Source organism: Candidatus Flexicrinis affinis (genome assembly GCA_016716525.1).
Lineage (GTDB): Bacteria > Chloroflexota > Anaerolineae > Aggregatilineales > Phototrophicaceae > Flexicrinis > Flexicrinis affinis.
The window spans coordinates 436,195-451,669 of the sequence record JADJWE010000002.1 but is presented as its reverse complement, the minus strand read 5'-3'; the positions used below and the strand labels follow the sequence as shown (position 1 = coordinate 451,669).

12 protein-coding genes are annotated in these 15,475 nt (G+C 62.2%); all 12 read left to right on the top strand.

What is annotated here, in order from left to right:
* Positions 1 to 53: 53 nt before the first annotated feature.
* Positions 54 to 623 (top strand): SIS domain-containing protein, encoded by a 570-nt coding sequence (locus IPM16_11110; GenBank protein MBK9123651.1) that lies wholly within the window; start codon positions 54 to 56, stop codon positions 621 to 623.
* Positions 620 to 1,555, top strand: coding sequence for an ROK family protein (locus tag IPM16_11105; GenBank protein MBK9123650.1), 936 nt, complete (start codon positions 620 to 622; stop codon positions 1,553 to 1,555). Before IPM16_11110 ends, IPM16_11105 begins: the two co-directional genes overlap by 4 nt.
* 248 nt (positions 1,556 to 1,803) lie before the next feature.
* Entirely contained in the window at positions 1,804 to 3,015 is a 1,212-nt protein-coding gene (locus tag IPM16_11100; protein ID MBK9123649.1) for an extracellular solute-binding protein, read from the top strand.
* 217 nt (positions 3,016 to 3,232) lie between these two features.
* Positions 3,233 to 4,051, top strand: a complete 819-nt coding sequence (locus tag IPM16_11095; protein MBK9123648.1) for a sugar ABC transporter permease — start codon at positions 3,233 to 3,235, stop codon at positions 4,049 to 4,051.
* A gap of 35 nt (positions 4,052 to 4,086) precedes the next feature.
* Complete coding sequence (locus tag IPM16_11090) at positions 4,087 to 4,917, top strand: carbohydrate ABC transporter permease (protein MBK9123647.1); 831 nt, start codon at positions 4,087 to 4,089, stop codon at positions 4,915 to 4,917.
* Positions 4,914 to 5,834, top strand: a complete 921-nt coding sequence (locus IPM16_11085; GenBank protein ID MBK9123646.1) for a sugar phosphate isomerase/epimerase — start codon at positions 4,914 to 4,916, stop codon at positions 5,832 to 5,834. Before IPM16_11090 ends, IPM16_11085 begins: the two co-directional genes overlap by 4 nt.
* A 16-nt stretch (positions 5,835 to 5,850) precedes the next feature.
* Positions 5,851 to 6,900: a Gfo/Idh/MocA family oxidoreductase gene (locus IPM16_11080; protein MBK9123645.1), complete on the top strand. Its 1,050-nt coding sequence runs from the start codon at positions 5,851 to 5,853 to the stop codon at positions 6,898 to 6,900.
* Positions 6,897 to 7,964, top strand: coding sequence for a zinc-binding alcohol dehydrogenase (locus IPM16_11075; GenBank protein MBK9123644.1), 1,068 nt, complete (start codon positions 6,897 to 6,899; stop codon positions 7,962 to 7,964). The genes IPM16_11080 and IPM16_11075 overlap by 4 nt, the downstream gene beginning before the upstream one ends.
* A gap of 44 nt (positions 7,965 to 8,008) precedes the next feature.
* Positions 8,009 to 9,112 carry an exo-alpha-sialidase gene (locus IPM16_11070; GenBank protein MBK9123643.1) on the top strand — a complete coding sequence of 368 codons (1,104 nt, stop codon included), beginning with the start codon at positions 8,009 to 8,011 and terminating at the stop codon, positions 9,110 to 9,112.
* A 59-nt stretch (positions 9,113 to 9,171) separates the two neighbouring features.
* A complete protein-coding gene (locus IPM16_11065) occupies positions 9,172 to 11,490 on the top strand; it encodes a CehA/McbA family metallohydrolase (protein ID MBK9123642.1) in 2,319 nt (772 codons plus the stop codon).
* A 280-nt stretch (positions 11,491 to 11,770) separates the two neighbouring features.
* The gene (locus tag IPM16_11060) at positions 11,771 to 14,149 is read left to right on the top strand and encodes a tetratricopeptide repeat protein (protein ID MBK9123641.1); all 2,379 of its coding nucleotides are present in this window, start codon (positions 11,771 to 11,773) and stop codon (positions 14,147 to 14,149) included.
* Between the two features lie 37 nt (positions 14,150 to 14,186).
* On the top strand, positions 14,187 to 15,464 hold the full coding sequence (locus IPM16_11055; GenBank protein MBK9123640.1) for a S8/S53 family peptidase: 1,278 nt from the start codon (positions 14,187 to 14,189) through the stop codon (positions 15,462 to 15,464).
* Positions 15,465 to 15,475 lie beyond the last annotated feature (11 nt).

Genomic DNA, 15,475 nt, shown 5'->3' with positions numbered 1-15,475 from the left:
GATTTTCCTGTAATGTTTGCGGCTCGTCCGAAGTGAATTGTGATACAACCTTTATGGTCGCGCCTCCGATCTACACTTACTTTCGTCAGCTTTCTGCCAGTCTCGACTCCGTGCGCGGCGACGCCGTGGCCGCGGCCACAGCCTTGTTGCTCACCACCTATAAGCGCGGTGGCACGATCTTCGTCATCGGCAACGGACAAAGCGCCACCACGGCGACCGCGTTTGCGCTGGACCTGACCAAGCAGAGCGTCACAGCACCCGATCAGCGCCGTGTGAGAATCGTATCGCTGACGGACAACATCGCGGCTCTAACCGCGTGGGCGAACGATGTCGGCTACGAAGTGGTATTCACCGAGCAGCTCAAGTCGCTCTGGCGGGCGGGCGATATGCTGCTGGCCATCAGCGTAAGTGGCAGTTCTCCTAGCATCGTACATGCGAGCCGCTGGGTACGCGAACAGCGCGGCATGGTCGCTGCGCTGACCGGCATCGATGGCGGCATGATGCAGACCGAAGCCGATGTGTGCATGGTCGTACCAAGCCGTGACTACGGGATTGTCGAGACCGCGCACGTCGCGATTTTGCACTACTGGGTGGACGTGTTTCGATCGAGTCTGACGAGATGACCGAACCTCCGCAGCATGTCCTCGCGCTCGACTTCGGCGGTACGAAGTTGGCCGCGGGCGTGGTCAACCTCAAACAAAGTACGCTTGTGCATGCGCTGCGCACCGATACACCCGCCGAGGGTGGCGCGGAGTCGACGTTTTCTGCGATGACCGCGCTGGCGCGTCGGCTTGAGCAAACCGAACCGATCGTTGGCATCGGCGTTTCGTTTGGCGGTCACGTCCTCGACGGGAGGATTCTGCGGTCGATGCACGTCGCTGGATGGGAGGATTTCCCGTTGGCGGAACGGCTCGGCAGTGCATTCGGTGTGGACGTGATTCGTATCGCCAACGATGCCAACGCGGTGGCGCTGGGCGAGTGGCGATTTGGCGCTGGCAAGGGCTGCGAATCCTTGCTGTACGTGACTGTCAGTACTGGCATCGGGGGCGGATTGGTCCTCAACGGCGACCTGTTTCCCGGCGCGCACGGCATGGCCGGCGAGATCGGACACATGCAGATCGTTTCCAACGGGCCGGTTTGTACGTGTGGGCGACGAGGGTGTTTGGAGGCGCTTGCCGCAGGGCCGGCTATCGCGCGTCGCGCACTCGAACTGCTGACGCATCCCGAATATCGTTCCAGCAGCTTGTGTGAGTGTGAACATCTGACCTCCGTCGATGTCGCGTCAGCGGCGGATGCCGGCGACCCGCTGGCAATTGCCGTATTAAAGGAAGCCGCTGCCCATCTGGGTATCGGTATCGCCAACGCCATCAACCTGCTTGACGTCGCGTGCGTTGTCGTTGGCGGAGGCGTCTCTCGCGCGGGGAGCCATTGGTGGTCGACCGTTCAGGCGACGGTAACAGCCGCGAGCCTCGGAAAAGGTGAAGGTGTTCGGCTCGCACGATCGATGCTCGGGATCAACGAGGGGATATGGGGTGGGGCGGCGCTGTTCAGCTAGCACCATCGTGCTGCAGACGCGGGACCGTGGTCAAGCGTACTGCGGCCGCGCGGCTTCCAGCGCAATGGTCGCGCGGTCAACGATTTCGTTTGTCTGTCGTCGTCATGCACGCTGACGACGTCTACCGGTCGACACAATGGGAAGGGGCTGCAACGTAAGCGGCCAAGGAGGAGAAAGGTACGGCATAATATCGAGCGAAGACCGTAGAACGATCGCAACGAAGTAAGTAGGAGTATAGGGAGGGACCTGTGAAATCGATAAAGCTTATCGTCGCACTATCTATCCTTCTTGCCCTGTTGGCTGGAATTCCGACGGGTGCACAGGATCCGGTGACCATCAATCTTTGGACGTGGACGGCCAACAAGCTGGAAGTCTACGAGGGCTGGATCGCCGACTACACGGCAGAATTTGCGCCCAACGTCACGATCGCGATTAACCTGATCCCGCGCGCCAACTATGATCAAACGTTGTCCGCGGCCCTCATCGGTGGCGAAATCCCGGACATTTGGGAAGCCCTGCCGTTGGGCGAGGTCAAGACGTTCTACGAAAACGGCCTTTCGCTGGACCTGACGCCATTCGTGGACGAGGAGTGGGCAGCGGCGCTGTATCCAAGCTCGCTCGACTACCTCACCATCGACGGCCAAATCCTGAGCATGTCGCAGGCGACCAACAACGTTCAGGCGCTGTACAACAAGGATCGCTTCGAAGAACTCGGGCTCGAAGTGCCGGAGACGATGGACGAACTGGTCGACGTTGTGGCAGCTCTGCGCGAAGCGGGTTACGGCGCGGCAGCGTACTGGGCGTCTGCCAACGATCACGCGCCCACATTGTTTTTCAACTGGGGCCAGCAGCTCTACCCAGAAGCCTTCCATGCGGCCGACTTGGACGAGGCGGACTGGCAGACCGACGAGCTAATCGGCCTGATGGAGCAGATTTCGCCGTACAACGAGATCTGGGTCGAGGGTGTGACAGCCCTGAGCCTTGACGAGATGAACGCACTCTTTGCTGAGGGCGACATCTCGATCTACTTCATCGGCAACTGGGCCGTGAACGCGATCCTCGGTTTCGAACCGGAGTTTGAGATCGGCGTGTTCCCGGTGCCGGGTATCGGCGAAGGCACTCGCCCGGCGGCACTTGGCAGTATGGCTGGGACGTGGGTCGCTTCGGCGTCCTCCGAACATCAAGACATCGTGGTCGACTTCATCCGTTGGGTGACGATCAACGGGCAGGATGAGGCCGTGAAGGTCGTCGGCCTCTGTCCGGCGGGCCCGGCAGGCGAAGAGGCGTTCCCCGAAGCCAATTACGTGACTCAGCAGTTGTGCGCTGGCCAGGCCACGGCAGTGCCGCGTGACATCTTCGATCGTGCTGCCCGTGACGCAATGGCGCAGGTCATCCAAGGCGTGATTACGGGACAGGCGGCCCCGGCCGATGTCCTGCGTGCTGCGGACCGCGCGCGTTAGTCTATGCGCAGTGGGGTTGGACAAGGAGAGCTGCCGTGGCGGCTTTCCTTGTCCCCTTGGGCCGTGCTGTCACCCTCCCTGTTGATGAATCGAGTGGCAAATTCGAATGTCGCTGAAGAGGTTTTCTAGAGTCAGAGCAGGCACCGCGGAACGGGCTCAACCCGTACGGCGGAGTAACACGCGGACTGCATACCTATTTATCCTTCCCGCGCTGGCGATGTTCCTCATCATCGAAGTCTTCGCCATCCCGTATAACTTCTTTCTCGGCTTTCACAACTGGAACGGGTTTCGCCCGCCGGAGTGGGTTGGGCTTGAGAACTACGAGATCCTTTTTGACGACCCGCTGTTCTGGAACGCCGTCGGCAATAATTTCATTTTCATCGCCGCGTCACTCACGATCATGATGGGATTGGCGCTGTTCCTCGCGCTCATGCTGGACAGCGGTATGCCGGGTGCAGGCATCTTTCGCATCATGTTGTTTCTGCCTGTCGTCACGCCCTCGATCGTGGTTGGCTTGGCCTTCTCCCGCGTGTTCAGTGCGCAGAATGGCTTACTCAACCAAATCCTTGATTCCGTCGGGCTAGGCGCACTCAAGGCAGATTGGCTGGGCAATCCCGATCTGGCGCTCATCTCTGTAATCGGGGTGTTCATTTGGCGCTGGCTGGGATACGGCGTGATTCTGTTCGGCGCGGCGCTGCTTGACATTCCTGAGGACCTCAAAGACGCGCCGGCGACCGATGGCGCGACAACCTTCCAGACGGTGCGCTACGTCATCATCCCGCTGATCCGCCCGATTATCCTGATCGTTGGAATCTGGTACACGATCCTCGCCATTCGCGTGTTTACGCTGGTCTTCATCCTCACCAACGGTGGGCCATTCAATGCGTCGGAAGTCATCAACACTTACCTCTATAAGACCGTGTTCACGTACAACGATCTCGGTTTAGGGAGTGCGATGGCGAATCTCATCCTGCTGGTGCTGGTCGTGATCGCGCTGGTGCGGAGCTACTTCACCAGACGGTTCAGCATCGACTGATCACGCCCGGGCGAAATTCGACACAGGAGCTGCCGATGCGCTGGAAAGAAGTCCCCCTCCCGATCAAAATCATCGCGTACGTCATCCTGTTCCTATTGACCTCGATGACGCTGGCGCCGTTCATGTACTTCGTTTCGTTGTCGGTCTCCGAGTTCCGCGACACATACCAGATCTTTCTGCTGCCCCGGTCGTTCACAGTGGACAACTACGTCAAGGCGTGGAACGAAGTCGACCTTGGGCGGCACCTGTTCAACAGCCTGTACATCACCGGGTCGGCGCTGGCGCTCAACCTGTCGGTCGGGGCGTTGGCGGCGTATGCGTTGGCGCGCTTCCGGTTCCCGCTGCGTGAGCCGATCTACAACTTGTTCATCGCCGGGTTGATCCTGTCCGCCGAGGTGCTGCTCATCCCATTGTTCCTGAATACGCGCCAGCTCGGTATGACCAACCAGCCGTACACGCTGCCGATCGTATACGCGACCATTGGACTTCCGCTCACGATCTTTATCCTCCGCGCGTTCTTCGAGTCGCTGCCCGGCGAGATCATGGATGCGGCATTGACCGATGGCGCAAACATCTGGCAGACGTTCTGGTACGTCGCGCTGCCCATGAGCCGCTCAGGCCTGCTGACCGTCGGCCTGTTTCAATTCGTCTTCTTCTGGGATGAGTTCGCGCTGTCCTATACGCTGGTCACCAACCCGGCCCTGCGTCCGCTCAGCTCCGGCCTTGCCAAGCTGTACGGCGAGTACTTCATCGACTACCCGGTTCTCGCAGCGTCGCTGGTGTTCGCGGTCATCCCGGTGCTGATCGTGTACCTGCTGACGCAAAAGCAGCTCCTGCGCGGCATGACGATGGGAGCCCTCAAGTGAGCGCAGAGGCGCAGGTCGAGTGGGGGTTCGTCACCAACTGCCTCGGTTCGACTACCATTGACGAAGCCGTCGCGATCGCCCGTGAGGCCGGCCTGACCTGCATGGAGGTCGGGCCTTCGGTCAAGCGCGACCTCGCCGCTTTCAAGCGCGTCGTCACCGAGGGGGAGGTGCGAGTCGCCTCGTTGATCTACGCGCGCAACGTCCTCACGCCAGACGGCGCCAAGCAGGTTGAGTTCACGCGCGAGACGCGCAGGCTCCTCGACCTTGCGATTCTGCTTGGCGTGCCGCAGATCACCATGTCGGTCGGCGCCCGGAAAGACTGGCCGCTGGAAGACAACATCCGCGCATCGCTTGACTTCTGGGCGCCGCTGCTTGAGGAGGGTCTGCAGACCGGCGTGCGGTTCGCGCTCGAGTTCTGCCCGGCCACCGGAAACTTCGCCTTGGGGCCGGCGACGTGGCGGCCTTTGTTTGACGCAGCGCAGAGTTTCCCGAACTTCGGCCTCAACTACGATCCCTCACACCTGCTGTGGCAGATGATCGACCCGTATGCGCCGCTCGCCGAGTTTGCCGACCACATCCTGAGCGTGCATGCCAAAGACAGCCACGTCAAGCGTGACGTGCTGGCCGAACACGGGATCACGATGCCTTACCGCTATCAGGAAACCGCCCCGCAAGGTGTCGTCGAGAATCGTGCGCCGTGGTGGGAGTTCCGGATCCCGGGCGAAGGCGATCTGGACTGGGCGCGATTGCTGGGCGGTCTGCGCACTGGTGGCTATCGCGGCGGCGTGATGATCGAACTGGAAGCGAACGCCTACCTCGGCAGCACCGAACGCGTGCTGGACGGACTGCGGCGCAGTGTGACACATCTTCGAGCTGCGTGGGACTCGGTGTCCACGGGCGCGACACTCACGACATGAACACGGAGGTTTACGGATGACGACCCCAATTCGAACCGGAGTTTTGGGTTACGGGCTTGCCGGGCGCTGCTTCCACGTCCCGTACCTTCGCGCGCTGTCCGAGTTCGATGTTCGTGTCGTGGCAACGACCCGGGCGGAAGCGCAGGCGGCCCTGCCCGGTACGCGAATCGTGCCGACCGTCGAGGACGTGCTCACCGCTGACGATGTCGATCTGGTCGTGGTCGCGACACCGCACCGTATGCACATGCCCCATGCGCTTGCGGCGCTCGAGGCTGGCAAGCACGTAGTGATTGAAAAACCCGCGGCGGTATCGCTCCGCGAGGTGGATACGCTCCAACACGCGGCCGCTGCGGCAGGTAAGCTGGCAGTTCCTTTTCATAACCGGCGCTGGGACGGCGACTTTCAAGCCGTACGGCAGTTGATGATCAGCGGAATGCTTGGGACGGTTCACTACTTCGAGTCGCGCTGGGTCATGTTCCGACCGAAACCACGGGGTGTGTGGCGCGACCGGCCCGAGGAATTGGGCGGCGTCTTCAACGACCTCGGGCCGCACCTGATCGATCAGGCGCTCCAGCTTTTCGGGATGCCGCAGTCGGTCTTCGCCCAGATCATGATTCACCGGCTGGGGTGCACGGTCGACGATGCGTTTCGCGTGCTGATGACATACGGCAATGGTCTCAACATTGTCCTTGAGACAGACGTCCTCAACGGCGTGAGCGCGCCGCGTTTCACACTGCGCGGCACGAACGGCGCGTTCGAGAAGCAAGGGGTCGACCCGCAGGAGGCGCTGCTGCGCGCAGGGATTTATCCGAACGACCCGGCGTGGAGCATCGCGCCGGAGACCGGCCGCATCGTGCTGGGCGGTGAACACGGGCTGGCCATCGAAGGTCAATTGGAGATCGCGCCCGGAGACTATCGCGGCTTCTACGCCGGCGTGGGGCGGGCGATCGCTGGGGATGCGCCCGCGCCGGTGACGCTGGACGAGCTTGGCCGGCAGGTGCAGGTGATGGAGGCCGCACGACAATCGTCGTTGAGTGGTATGCCGGTAGAGGTGGCTCGCACATGACCGCTGTCGCATCCCGCTATGCAGTCGTGCCCGATCAGAATCGGCTGGAGATCGCGGCCGAAACCTTTGACTTGAACGACCTACCCCCTACGGCGTGCGCGATCGCGGCCGACGCAACAGTAGTCAGCCCGGGCACCGAGCTGGCGATCTATACGGCGACTGCGCCGGGAGTGTGTACGCCCGGAAGCTGGAACGCGTACCCGTTCCGGCCCGGCTATGGCCTGGTCGGACGTGTTGAGCGGGCCGGGTCGTCGGTGCATCGTGTCCGGGAAGGCGACCGCGTCTTCTGTTTTGGCAAGCACGCGTCGCATCAGTTCTATGATGATATGGCCTCGGGCAAGCCGGTCACGGCGATCTACCCGGTCCCCGATGACATCTCCGCCCAACAACTGGTCATGCTGCGCATGGCGCTGGTCGCCATCCACGGCCCGCAGCTCACGCAGTGCCGCCCGGGCGATACGGTCGCCGTGTTCGGGCTTGGCGTCGTGGGCAACCTTGCCGCGCAGTTGTACCGCCATGCCGGACTCCGCGTCATCGGTCTCGATCCGGTCCGCATGCGCTGCGACCGGGCGCTGCAGGTTGGCGTCGAGCACGTCATCGATGTCCCGCCAGAGGAGCAGCTCGCGGCTTTGCGCGAACTGACACATGGACGCGGTGCAGAAGTTACGGTCGAGGCGGTCGGGCACAGCGCGGTGGCCGAGACATGCGTCGCGGCGTGCGCCGACACGGGACAGGTGATCCTGCTTGGATCTCCCCGCGTGCCGTATTCGGGCGACCTGAACCGGACCTTCCGCGATATTCACATGCGCTGGCTTACGGTCCGCGGCGCGCTGGAGTGGCGCCTGCCTCCGTATGCGGGTCTCGGCATTCCGGTGTCCGTCGAGTCGAACCTCGCCTACTTGATCCAACTCCTGCGCGACGGGCGGGTCGACGTAAACGCTGTCACGACACATGTGATCGCGCCGGAAGCCTTGCCAGCGGCGTATGACGGCCTGCTCAATCGCAAAACGGACTATCTCGGCGTGGTCGTTGATTGGCACGCCGAGCACACTAACCGAGGTTAACCCCGATAAGCGTTTCACAAACGACTGTCTACGCCCTGAGCGACGTGCAGGCGCGCGCGCTTACACGGTTCCTGACCGCCCTGATCGATCAGGGGCGCGCCCGCGTGCTGGTTCCCGCGTACCGTCCATCGACGGGCCATTGGTTTGGCGGCGGCAACCTGATCCAGCTCGCCGACGGTACGCTGCTGCTGAGCGGACGCTACCGCAACTACGGCGATTCGCGAACCGGGCTGGGCGCGGGTGAACGCGGGCTGGAGTGCGCCGTGTTCGCCTCGGAAGATCGCGGCCGGACCTTCCGCAAGATTGTCAGCTTCAGCAAGGCCGATCTCAGCCAATCCGGAGCAGAGGTGGTGTCGATCGAGGGGACATCGCTTCACGCCTTGCTGGACGGATCCATCGAGCTGTTCGTCTCGTCCGAGAAAGACATCCCGTATCCCGACGGTCTGGCCGAGTATCAGAAGCCCGGCACCGGCGTCTGGTCGATTGATCGAATCGCGGCGCCGTCAGTGAGCAGCCTTGACCCCGCACGCATGGAACCGGTGATTGCGAACCACGATCTGCCCGAATACCTGCACGTTAAGGATCCATCCGTCTTCAACATGCCGGATGGCGATACGGGGCTCATCTTCTGCTCGCATCCGTTCACGTGGGCGTCCAGCAATACCGGGCTTGCCATCCGGCGTTCGGGTGCCTCGCCCTTCGACATCGTTGACTGGGAGGCTGCGTCTCGCGGCCCGACTTGGGACATCGCCGCGACGCGCGTGACGGGGCGATTGGCGGTTCCGGCACTGGGCGCATTCGCCGACGGCCCGCCGCGCTTCGTCTACTTCTATGACGGCGCAGAGTGCCTGCGCAAACTGGACGAGAACCCGAATGCCCGGCGCAGACCGCGCGGGTACTCCTGTGAAGAACTGGGCGGTGCGTTCGTCGGCGGCCCGCTACCGACCCGCGACATGCAGCGCCTTTCGCGGTTGGCTCCGCTGTTCGTTTCGCCGTACGGGACCGGTTCGAGCCGATATGTGTCGACATTGACACTTGAGGAGGGCATTCTCGCCATCTGGCAGCAGTCCCAGCCGGACGAGTCGCAGCCGCTGGTCGGGCATGTCTTGCCGATGAACGAGGTTGAACGGCTGTTGCGGCCCGGTTGAGCCTCGCGGCTGCAAAGTTATCACCACTCTTTTGGATCGCCCTTGGCGACGGAGACACCATGTTGTTCGCACAGCAGATCGTTGACGAACCGGACCTGCGGATCAGCGTTCCGGTGCCGGTACTTAACAAGACCTCGATCGAGCCCGATGTTTGTCTGACCGAGGGAGGGGGGTGGCTGATCTGGACCGAGCAAAGTCTGGACGGCGACCGGGTCTGCGCGCGAACGTTCTCCGATAGCGGCTTTGGCGATATAGTCGCGTGGAGTGCGCATCAGGGGATCGAGTGTCAACCCGCGATTGCGGCCTTGATGGACGGTACGATCGTAGGCGTGCACGCTGCCCGCCGATCCGGCGAATACCGCTTGATCGCACGCGAGCTTGTGGGCCAATCCTTAGGCGCGGAGACCGTCATCTGGCGCAGCGACGAGGGGCTTTTCCATCCACGACTGCTCGCCGTCGAAAACCGGGTATGGCTCGTGTTCGAAGCCGTGGACGCGTCGGCCACCCGGCTAATGGTGGCCAGCCGAGTCGGCGGTGCATGGACGGTGCCCGTGTCGATTGCCGCGGCGTCGGACTGGGCATGCCGACCCGCCCTTGCCGTGACGCCGGGCGGAGTGGTGTGGTGTGCGTATGATGCGTATCAAGATGGTCACTACGATGTATACATCCAGCGGATCGACGAGCCCGGCGCGCCGGTCAAGGTGAGCTCGGGTGGCTACCAAGCGCTCCAGCCCGCGCTCACGGCAGACCTACAAGGTCGGCTGTGGATCGCCTATGCCACCAACGTCAACACCGCGCGGCGCGATCCATGGTGGTTGACCAAGTGGTGCGCCGTGCGCTGCTACGACGGCGAGCAGCTTTATGATCTCCCCGAACAGCCGGAACGCGACGTGTATCACGACGACTCGTTTCAGGGTTGGGAGTTTCCCGCCGTCTCGCTGTCGCCGACTGGCAAGGTCGTGCTGTATGGACAGGCCGCGCACACCTTGCGCTTGGCTACGTGCGGGGCTGACGGGTGGTCGCCGCTGTATACGACCGACCAGAAACACTGGGGCAGTTGGAAGCCGCGCGCCCGAATCGTAGGCAGCAATCCGCAGTACGTTGTGTCGATGGGCCTGTACGGCGCGCAGATCCAGCGGATCGCGTTTGACGGGAACGAGGGCGCGCCGCCGCTGTTGCGTCCGCACGAACCCGTTCCCGCCCGGGCCGTCACGACCGCACCGAAACCGCGTCCGACGATTCAGACGCAGACTGGCGATACGCTTTCAATCTACTTTGGCGACTTGCACGCGCATTCGGCGTATGGTGACGCGACCAACGACGTCGATGAAATCTACCACCGTTACCGCGATGCGTACGGGTACGACTTTGCGACGCTTACCGAGCACGACTATCTGGACGGGATCATCCTGTCACCCTCGGAGCTGGCGACCTTCTGGAACATCGCCGCTCGCGTGAGCGAGGACGGGCGATTCATCGCCATGTACGGCTACGAATGGACATCGCCCGCGATTGCCGAGCACGCGGCGGAAGGGATTCGGGTAGGCGAAGGGCATCGGCACGTCGTTTGTCGGACTCAGGATGTTCGGCTGGCAAGCTATGCCGATCCGGGCCTGCGCAGCGGCGCGCGCTTGTTGGAGCGGCTGTGGGGCGAACAGGCGCTCGTTATCCCGCATCATACATCGTGGGCGGGCACCGACTGGAACGCTCACGACCCCAACCTTCAGCGCGTTGCGGAGATCTGCTCGACGCACGGCCGGTTCGAGTACGGCGGCAACCTTCCCATCGGCTACCGGCGCGACCACATTCACCCGGACAAATTCGTGCTCGATGCGCTGGCGATGGGTCACCGGCTTGGCTTTGTCGGCGGCAGCGACAGTCACGGCCTGCGTTGGCACGCGACCGAGCCCGAGGGACGGGACAGCTACGTACCCGCGGGCACACGGGTAGGGTGGAAAGAGGACGCATATCGCACCGGCATGACGGCGGTTCTTGCGTCCGATCTGACGCGGGACGCGATCTTCGACGCGATTTGGCAGCGGCGTTGCTACGCCACCAGCGGGGTTCCCATCGTACTCAACTTCCGCGTAAACGATCACCTGATGGGCAGTGAGTTGGCCACATCCACGCCGCCCCGATTGACCGTCGCGGTCAAAGGAACGGCGGGATTGCAGGCAGTCGATATCATCCGGTCGGGTCATCCATTCGGTGGCATGCAATTCGTGCCGGGCGCCGACATTTCGTCTGTCGAGTTTGAGCTTTTCGACCGGATCATCATCCCCGGCGAACACCATTACTACTACGCACGGGTGACCCAGAGCGACGGCAATATGGCGTGGAGCAGCCCGATCTGGGTGGATTACGTGACGCATCGATAGGCCGGTACGACGGCTTCAGAGGCGACTTCGGCAACCCGCACCACCTGACGTATGTTGCGCACGATTGGATGACGGTCGGCGTCCCGCGCCGCGAGATGCGCCAACCGGCGGTCAGGCTGTTATCGGAACCGCTCGGCGGCGACGTTGATGACAATACGCGGTATTCCTCGCTCAAAGTGCGCTTGAGTCTGTCCTCCGGGGCTTGGCTCCATTTGTACGCGTCTGCTATATCGCGTACTATCCCGTAATCAGTCTTTCACCCTCGACAGCGTGCAACCCCATGGCGACCGAACTGTTCATTTTCATCAGCTCCAAAATGCGCGAGCTCGCGCCAGAGCGCAAAGCCCTTCAAGACTTGCTGCCCGAGTTGGATCGCGACACTTTTCGGCTGCGTACTTGGGCCTTCGAGCAGAATGCTCCGGCCAGCAACAAGTCGATCCGAGACGTCTATCTGGAGGCGCTGCAGAACTCGGCACTGTATGTCGGCCTGTTCTGGAACGAGTACGGCGAGTGGACGATTGACGAGTTCGAGCAGGCGACGGCCTTGGGTATCGAACGCCACCTGTACGTCAAGAATATGAATCCGGATGAACGTGATCCGCGCCTCCAAGCCTTTCTCGACCGGCACAGCGATGTCCGCTTCGGCATCACGCCCCGCTGGTTTACCGACGTCGAGGACTTGAAACAGCAGTTTACGCGTTCAGTAGACCAATGGCTGATCGATCGACAGATCGCATACCACAGCGCGACTAACGCGGTCCTCGCCCAAAGCCCCGACGACGTGCCCGAACAGCCCAGAAAGTTGATCGGCCGCGACGATCTTGTTGCCGAAGTTGCCGGACTGCTCGACGAGAAGAGTCATGTGCTGTTGCGCGGATTCGGTGGCATGGGCAAGTCGGCGCTGGCAGCCACCGTAGCCGCTCAGCATGTCGCCGATGGCAAGGGCCCGGTCCTCTGGCTTAAGGCCGGTTCTGTCGACGCTGACATGCTCTTTGAAGCCATAGGCCGTGCTTTCGGGGTTCAGCAAGCCATCGCCAGCGCAAGCGGCGACGAACGCCTTCAAGTGGTCCGCCGTGTTCTGGCCGATGCGAAGGTGCTGCTGGTACTGGACGATATCTGGAACGGGGCGGCCCTCGCACGGATGGTCAAGGCCATGCCCCGCAGCACGCCGCTGCTGGTGACTTCCCGCCACCGCTTTCCGCTGGATGAGATTGTCGAAGTCGGCGAGTTGAAGCCCGAACAGGCGCTTGAGCTGCTGGGCCTCCACGTCCGCGGGCGCGATTTCAGCGCCGACCCCGACGCCGTCCGCCTGTGCGACGTGCTCGGTCATCACAGTTTTGCGCTGGAGATCGCAAGCAAATCGCTCAAGGTCTACCAACTTTCTCCGACCGAACTCCTGCGCCGCATCGAAGCGGCGCCGCATGACCTTAGCATGCCAGCCAACTTCGGCGAACTTGGGCGTACGGGCATCAAATCCCTTCTCGATGCCAGCGTGGACGCCCTGTCCAAGCCCTTGTTCGACGTGTTTGTCGGCTTGGGCGGGTTGTTCGAACCGAGCTCTACGCCCGAGCTCCTAGGGCGGGTAATGAATCTCGACCCGAATGCTGTCAGCGATACACTCGGCCAGCTTGACCTGCGCGGTCTGGTCAGTAAACGAACTCTGAATCGTGTGACCTACTTCCGCGTCCATGATCTTGCCTATAGCTACGCCAGAAACCTGTTCCTGAACCGCGGATCCGGCGCGCTGGCCGTTATCGAGGCGTGCCGCGACTACGCCGTGACCTACAAAGACGATCTCGACGCGCTCGATGTCGAACAAAGCAACATCCTAGAGGCGGCTGAGGCGGCCAGCGACACCCAGCGCGACGATCTCTTTATCGATGTCATGCGGACGCTGACCGTAGACGGGCCGTACTTCGCCGCGCGCGGATACACAGCACTCGCTTTGAAGCTCATCCACAGTGCTGTCGGCGCGGCCAAGGCTAGAGCCGACCTCGAGACCGCCCACTATCTATTGAGCAAGCTGGGCAATGCCTACGCCGACTTTGTCGGCGACAGTCAGCGTGCGCTGGAAGCCTACACCGCGGCGCTGGGACTCGCACAGCAATTGGGCGACCGCCGGCGTGAGGCGATCCTGTTGGCCGTCGTCGGCAAAGTACGCTTCAGTCAACATGACGCCGATGCCGACAGCTACTATGAACACGCTGAGACCATTGCCCGTGAAATCGCCGATGACTTTGCCCTCGGCTTCGTGCTGCACCATCGCGGCTACCAGTTCATCAACCAACCCATCCCCGATTACGAGCGTGGCCGCGACCTCTCTGACGAGGCCGCCCGCATCGCCGCCGGACTCGGCTTGTCCGATATTCAGTTCTGGTCGCTCCTTAATCGCGGCTCATGTGAGCATGAGCTCGGTCAGCTGGAGCGGGCATTGGCGACCCATCACGAGGCCTTACAGCTCGCGGTCGAACAAGGCAATCACTATTGGGAGGCCGGTGTACTGCGTTCGATCGGCGAAGATTATCACCGCTTGAATGACCGCAGTCGGGCGCAGGACGCGTTTGACCGGGCGCTCGAGCTTTGGCAGGGGGTCAAGGCGAAAGCCCAGGCCGATGATCTGCTACAATTCATGTCCGACAACGGCTATCGTGGCAATTGAGCAAGCAGCAGCCTCTAGCCAGTCAGGAGACGCGCTTATGTTGGCCCCGTCAAAGAGAACCCTCTTCTGCCTGATGTGTACGCTCTGCGCCTGCTTCTTCAGTCTGACTGTGGCTGGCGCGCAGGGCCGCAGCACCTCCGCCGGCAACTGCACCCTGACGCCTGATCAAGTACTCGGGCAGGCCTTCAGCGGGACCGCTGGCGCTGAGGGCGAAACTAGTGAAGCAGGCTTTACGCCTGAGGGTGAGGACATAGTCGCCGAAGGTTTGGATGCCAGCCCGGAGTGGATCATCGAGACTCTGCAATATGCCGAACCCGGGGCCGAACAGGTCGCGATCTTGGTGATCGACGATTTTTCCTCCGACGGCACTGGCGATCTCCCGGCCTCGCACGGCTGGCTCGTTTGGGAGGTCTTCCAGCAGCTTGTCGGTCAGCTCGTGCCGGACTCTGCCGGACTCATCACGCTCCAACAGGTCAACATCGCCGACGAGGCGGGTTATCGCTCCGACTTGATCCTACCGGAACTCCGGACCGCGATCGATGACCTCAGCGCCCGAGGAATCGGCCGCTTTGTCCTCAACATGAGCTTTATCTTCATCCCCTGTGCGGATCGGGAAATGGGTTTCGACTTTGCCGACTTTGCCGATGCGCGTCAGGGCAATACCCGGCTCTCCCTCGTTGAACACGTCGGCGGCGATCCCGATTATGTTCGCTCTATCCTCAAAGATGCGCGCGTCGGCTACATCGACGAAACCGGTCTGACGAGCCTCGAACAAGAGTCGCCTCGGGGCAGCCAATCGCTTCAGTCACGGTCCAACCGGCCGGAGGGCAGCGAGATCCCGCCGACTCCGGCGCGTGACGTCCCGGCTTTCCGCAGTCGCGACTTGTCCGTACTGCGGCTGTTCAACAACACCGCGCTTCAAGCCGACCCACTCCGCGACTACTTGCGCGACTTTCGAGACGTGATCGTTGTGCCGGTCGCGTCGTCGGGCAACTTCAAGCAGCGCCAGCCGTTCTATCCGGCGCGTTGGCCGGAAGTGGTTAGCGTCAGCGCCAACGAAGGAGAGGACTTGCGCTTCTGGTTGCACAGCAACAACGGCGACATCAGCGTTCCCGGCGCGTGGTTTCACTTCGAGGATGGACAGTACCGGGCGGGTACGTCGTTCGCCGCGCCAGTGGTGAGCCTGCTCATCGCTTTGGACCTAACCCAGACCGAACCCGCCTGCCGGAGCCGGGGGAATACGCCGGTACTTGCGCGCGGGTCGTTCGACAATGCGCTGCTTGCCGACGCCGTGAGACAGTACTGCCGCGGGTGACGCTAGCGCCC